Source organism: Nonomuraea mesophila, from assembly GCF_004352805.1.
Lineage (GTDB): Bacteria > Actinomycetota > Actinomycetes > Streptosporangiales > Streptosporangiaceae > Nonomuraea > Nonomuraea longispora.
The window spans coordinates 1-4620 of sequence record NZ_SMLD01000315.1 but is presented as its reverse complement, the minus strand read 5'-3'; the positions used below and the strand labels follow the sequence as shown (position 1 = coordinate 4620).

Annotated in this window: 5 protein-coding genes; 3 read left to right on the top strand and 2 right to left on the bottom strand. The window is 72.8% G+C overall.

Translation table 11 applies throughout. The features are described from left to right. A partial coding sequence (locus E1295_RS47230; protein ID WP_166427782.1) for an AMP-binding enzyme occupies window positions 1-555 on the top strand: 555 nt, incomplete at its 5' end. A gap of 42 nt (window positions 556-597) precedes the next feature. Further along, window positions 598-1749, top strand: a complete 1152-nt coding sequence (locus tag E1295_RS47225) for a cytochrome P450 (RefSeq protein ID WP_132641805.1) — start codon at window positions 598-600, stop codon at window positions 1747-1749. 22 nt (window positions 1750-1771) lie between these two features. Here E1295_RS47225 and E1295_RS47220 read toward each other — a convergent pair whose 3' ends face one another. Further along, a complete protein-coding gene (locus E1295_RS47220) occupies window positions 1772-2680 on the bottom strand; it encodes a cyclase family protein (protein WP_132641803.1) in 909 nt (302 codons plus the stop codon). 27 nt (window positions 2681-2707) lie between these two features. Between E1295_RS47220 and E1295_RS47215 the strand changes: the two genes are divergently transcribed. Continuing rightward, window positions 2708-3868, top strand: coding sequence for a serine hydrolase domain-containing protein (locus E1295_RS47215; protein ID WP_132641801.1), 1161 nt, complete (start codon window positions 2708-2710; stop codon window positions 3866-3868). A gap of 11 nt (window positions 3869-3879) precedes the next feature. Here E1295_RS47215 and E1295_RS47210 read toward each other — a convergent pair whose 3' ends face one another. Beyond that, window positions 3880-4617 carry an SDR family NAD(P)-dependent oxidoreductase gene (locus E1295_RS47210; RefSeq protein WP_132641807.1) on the bottom strand — a complete coding sequence of 246 codons (738 nt, stop codon included), beginning with the start codon at window positions 4615-4617 and terminating at the stop codon, window positions 3880-3882. Window positions 4618-4620 lie beyond the last annotated feature (3 nt).

Genomic DNA, 4620 nt, shown 5'->3' with positions numbered 1-4620 from the left:
GGGTTCGCGGGACGGCCGAATCCGCTGGTCCAGGTACGGTTGCTGGCGCCGGACGGCGTCGAGGTGCCGGTGGGCGAGGTGGGGGAGATCTGCGCGCGGGGCAAGACCCTCTTTTCCGGATATTTCGCCCGGCCCGACGCAAATGCGGCTAAGTCGGCGTACGGCTGGCACCACACCGGCGACCTCGGCCGCCGCGAACCCGACGGCACCATCACCTTCATCGGCCCCAAGCTGCGCATGATCAAGTCGGGGGCCGAGAACATCTACCCCGCCGAGGTGGAGCGGGCGCTCACCTCTCATCCGTCGGTGGCCGACGCCGCCGTCATCGGGGTGCCCGACCCCGTCTGGCAGCAGGCGGTCAAGGCCGTCGTCGTGCTCCATCCGGGCGCGGCGGCGACGGGCGAGGAGCTTATCGGGCACGTCAAGGCGTCGCTGGCGTCGTACAAGAAACCGCGGGAGGTCGTGTTCGTGGACGCACTCCCGAGGCGCGGCCCCGCACCCGACTACGACGCGCTGGACGCCGCGCACGGCGGAGGAGGATATCCGGGCGGCTAATTGTGCGAGCGAACTATCATTTGATGGTCTACTATCACAGTTATGAGACTCCCTCTCGAACGCCATCCGGAACACCCCTTCGACCCGCCCGCCGGTCTGCGCGGGCTGCCGGCGATGAGCCGCCTGGAGTTCGCCGACGGCCACCTGGGCTGGCTGGGCACCACCGACGCCGCGGCCCGCACGGTGCTCGGCGACCCCAGATTCAGCGCCCGCCAGGAGATCAAGCACGTCGCCACGCACTCCTCACGTCCGGGCGCGCCCGGCCAGGCGGCCCCTCCCGGCTTCTTCGGCAACATGGACCCTCCCGCGCACACCCGCTACCGCCGGCTGCTCACCGGCCAGTTCACCGTGCGCAGGATGCGCCTGCTGGAGCCGCGCATCGAGCAGATCGCCGCCGAGCGGCTCGACGCCATGGCCGCCGCCGGGCCACCGGCCGACCTCGTGACGGCGTACGCGCTGCCGATCCCGTCCATGGTCATCTGCGAGCTGCTCGGGGTCCCGTACGCCGACCACGAGTTCTTCCAGGAACGCAGCTCCCAGCTCGTCATCCCCGGCGGCGACCCGGCGGCCGTCCGCGACCTGACCACCTACCTGTACGGGCAGGTGCGGCGCGCGCGCGAGGCGCCCGGCGACGACCTGATCAGCGGCCTCGCCTCCGAGCTGACGGACGAGGAGCTGGCCAACGTCGCCCTGCTCCTGCTCGTCGCCGGCCACGAGACCACCGCCAACATGCTGACCCTCGGCGTGTTCGCGCTCCTGGGGCAGGGCGCGCCCCCGGAGTCCGTCTCGGACGACGCCGTCGAGGAGCTGCTGCGCTGGTTGTCGATCCTGCACCAGGGCGGGCCTTCGCGTACCGCGCTGGAGGACGTCGAGGTCGCGGGCGAGCTGGTCAGGAAGGGCGAGACCGTCGTCCTCTCCCTGCCCGTCATCAACCGCGACCCGTCCATCCACGACGACCCGGAAACGCTCCGGCTCGACCGGAGCGGCGCGCGGCGGCATCTGGCGTTCGGCCACGGGGTGCACCAGTGCCTCGGGCAGCAGCTCGCCAGGATCGAGCTGCGCATCGGCTACCGCGCCCTGTTCGAACGTTTCCCGGGGCTGCGGCTGGCCGTCCCCGCGTCCGCGGTGCCGCTGAAACCCGACGCCACGGTGTACGGCGCCACCAGCCTGCCCGTGACCTGGCCCACGAGCTGACCCCACGAGCCGACAGGGGTTGTCACAGGATGGCGAGCGGGGTGAGGGGGCTGCCGGTGCCGCCCTCGATCCTGAGCGGCGCCGCCACGAACACGAAGTCCGTACACCCGGCCGCGCCCAGCTCCTCCAGCCAGAGCATCTCGATCAGGTGGATGCCGTGCCGGTGGAGGAGGATGAGGTGCAGGTCGTCGGCGAGGTCCTCCTCGGCGCGCCCGCGCGCGTCGAGCCCGCCGATCGCGGCGTTGTCGGCGGCGACCGCCGCGACGTCGTGCTCGGCCAGCCACCGGCCGGCCGAGGCCGACAACCCCGGCTGGCCCGACCAGTACTCCTCGCGCGACCGTTCCCACACCAGCGGCCAGCCCGTACGGATCACCGCGACGTCCCCCGGCCGCGGCGTGGCGAGGTCCGCCAGCAGGTCCGCCGTGATGCGGTGATCGGGCGGCAGGTGGTCGAGGCCGAGATGGCGGGGCACGTCGAACAGCACGCCCCTGGCGACCACCCCGCCCACCCGCTCGATGCCGCAGCGGGTGGCGCCGTAGGAACGCACCCTGGCCGCGGGGTGGCCGTTGTAGAGCTCGTCGCCCGACCACATGTGGCACAGCGCGTCCATGTGCGTCGTGGTGCCGTGGTGGGTCACGACCAGCGCGTCGTCGGCCACCTTCAGGCCCTCGCCGATGGGCCGCGTACCGGCCGCGTAGTCGCCGCCGTCCACGGACATGAAGTGCTGCGGCAGCGGGCGGCCCGGCAGGTGCGGGACCGTCGTGGGCGCGGGTGAGGAGGTGGCGCCCCTGATCGGCATGGCCAGGCTCAGCACCTCACCCGTGGTGGCGCTGCGCAGGGCGTCGAGCACCACGGCGGGGGTGAGGAGGTTGAGAGTGCCACGCTGATCATCTGGGCCGAATCGTCCCCAGTTGTTAGGCTCGTATACCACTGAGCTCCCTTCCTCCGCGGAGGTCTGATGCACTGCGATCCCCGGTTCTCCGGCGTACGCGAGGTCTTCGAGCGGCACTTCTCCGACGGCGAGGAACTGGGCGGCGCCCTGGCCGTCTATCTGGACGGCGAGCTGGTCGTCGACCTGTGGGGCGGGGTCGCCGACCGGCACACCGGGCGACCGTGGCAGCAGGACACGCCCGCGTTCGTCTGCTCCTGCACGAAGGCGTTGACCGCGGCCGTACTGCTGCAACTGGCGGAGCGGGGACTGGTGGACGTTCGCGCGCCGGTCGCCGACGTGTGGCCCGAGTTCGCGGCGGAGGGCAAGGCGGCCATCACGGTCGAGCAGGTGCTCACCCACCAGAGCGGGCTGCCGGTGATCGAGGATCCGGTGCCGGTCGAGGAGTTCGAGGACCACGCGGCGATCGCGGCCAGGCTCGCCGCCCAGGCTCCGCTCTGGGAGCCGGGGACGGCGCACGGCTACCACGCGCTGACCTACGGGTTCCTGCTCGGCGAGGTGATCAGGCGGGTGACGGGCAAGACCGTCGGGGATCTGGTCGCCGCGGAGATCGCCCGCCCTCTGCGACTGGAACTGTGGATGGGCGCACCGGACAGCGTGATCGCGCGTACGGCCCGGCTGCAGGCGGCAGAACGCACCCAGGCACCCGCCCCCACGGAAGCCGCGGCGGGCGGGCGGTCGAACGACGTACTGGCCGAGATGACCAGAGCGGCGCAGGACCCGCACAGCCTGATGAACCGGGCGCTCGGCAACCCCCGCATGCAGCTGCTCAAGGGCGGCGCGAACCATCCGGTCATCCTGCGCGCCGGATGGCCGGCGGCGGGCGCCGTCGCCACGGCGCGGGGGCTGGCCGGGTTCTACCGGGCGCTGATCGCCGGTGAGCTGCTGCCTGCCGGCGTGCTGCGCGAGGCGATCCGTCCGCGCGTGAGCGGCCCCGACCGGGTGCTGCTCCTCGACACCTCGTTCGGGCTCGGCTTCATGCGGCCGTCGCTGACGTTCTTCGTGCCGTCGGCGGGCGCGTTCGGCCACACCGGCATGGGCGGCTTCATCGGCTTGGGCGACCCCGAGCGGGGCCTGGCCGTCGGCTACGTCATGAACAGGATGGCCGCCGCGCTCTCCGGCAACCTGCGCGGCGTGCGCCTGATGGAGGCCGTCTACCGGGCCCTGTGACCGCATGAGGCTCAGTGCATGGTCACGCCGCCGCTCACCGACAGGATCTGCCCGGTGATGTAGGCGGCGCGGTCCGTGCACAGGTAGGCGACCAGGCCGGCCACGTCGGCCGGCGTGCCGAGGCGGCGCAGCGGGATGCCGCGCGCGATCTTGCCGACGAGCTCCGGCTCGGCCTGCGTCACCCTCCTGAGCATGGGCGTGTCGGTGGGACCCGGGCAGACGACGTTGGAGGTGACCTGGGCTCTCGCGGACTCGCGGGCGAGCGTCTTGGCCAGCCCGAACAGCCCCGCCTTCGTGGCGGCGTACGCCCCCTCGCCGCCCGAGCCGGCCCTCGCGCCGTCGGAGGAGACGAACACCAGCCGCCCCCAGCCCCTGCCGAGCATGCCGGGCAGCAGGAGCTTGGTGAGCAACATCGGGCCGCGCAGGTTGACCTGCCACATGAGGTCCCAGGCCGCCGGGTCGCTGTCGACGAACGCCTGCACGACCGACACCCCGGCGTTGTGCACCAGGATGTCCACCGGTCCCACGGCGCCGCAGAACGCCTCGACGGACGGGGGCGCGGCCAGGTCGACGGGCAGCGCCCGCGCGCCGGGCAGGCCGGAGGCGACCTTCCCGGCGTTCGGCAGGTCCACGTCGGCGACCACCACCAGGGCGCCCAGCGCGGCCAGGTCGGCGGCGACGGCCGCGCCGATCGCGCCCGCTCCCCCGGTCACCACCGCGACCCGCCCGTCCAGGCCCAGCCCATCCATCAC

Coding starts and splice junctions, on each gene's coding strand:
- E1295_RS47215 (WP_132641801.1), top strand. CDS start 2,708: ATGCACTGCGATCCCCGGTTCTCCGGCGTACGCGAGGTCTTCGAGCGG.
- E1295_RS47210 (WP_132641807.1), bottom strand. CDS start 4,617: ATGGATGGGCTGGGCCTGGACGGGCGGGTCGCGGTGGTGACCGGGGGA.
- E1295_RS47225 (WP_132641805.1), top strand. CDS start 598: ATGAGACTCCCTCTCGAACGCCATCCGGAACACCCCTTCGACCCGCCC.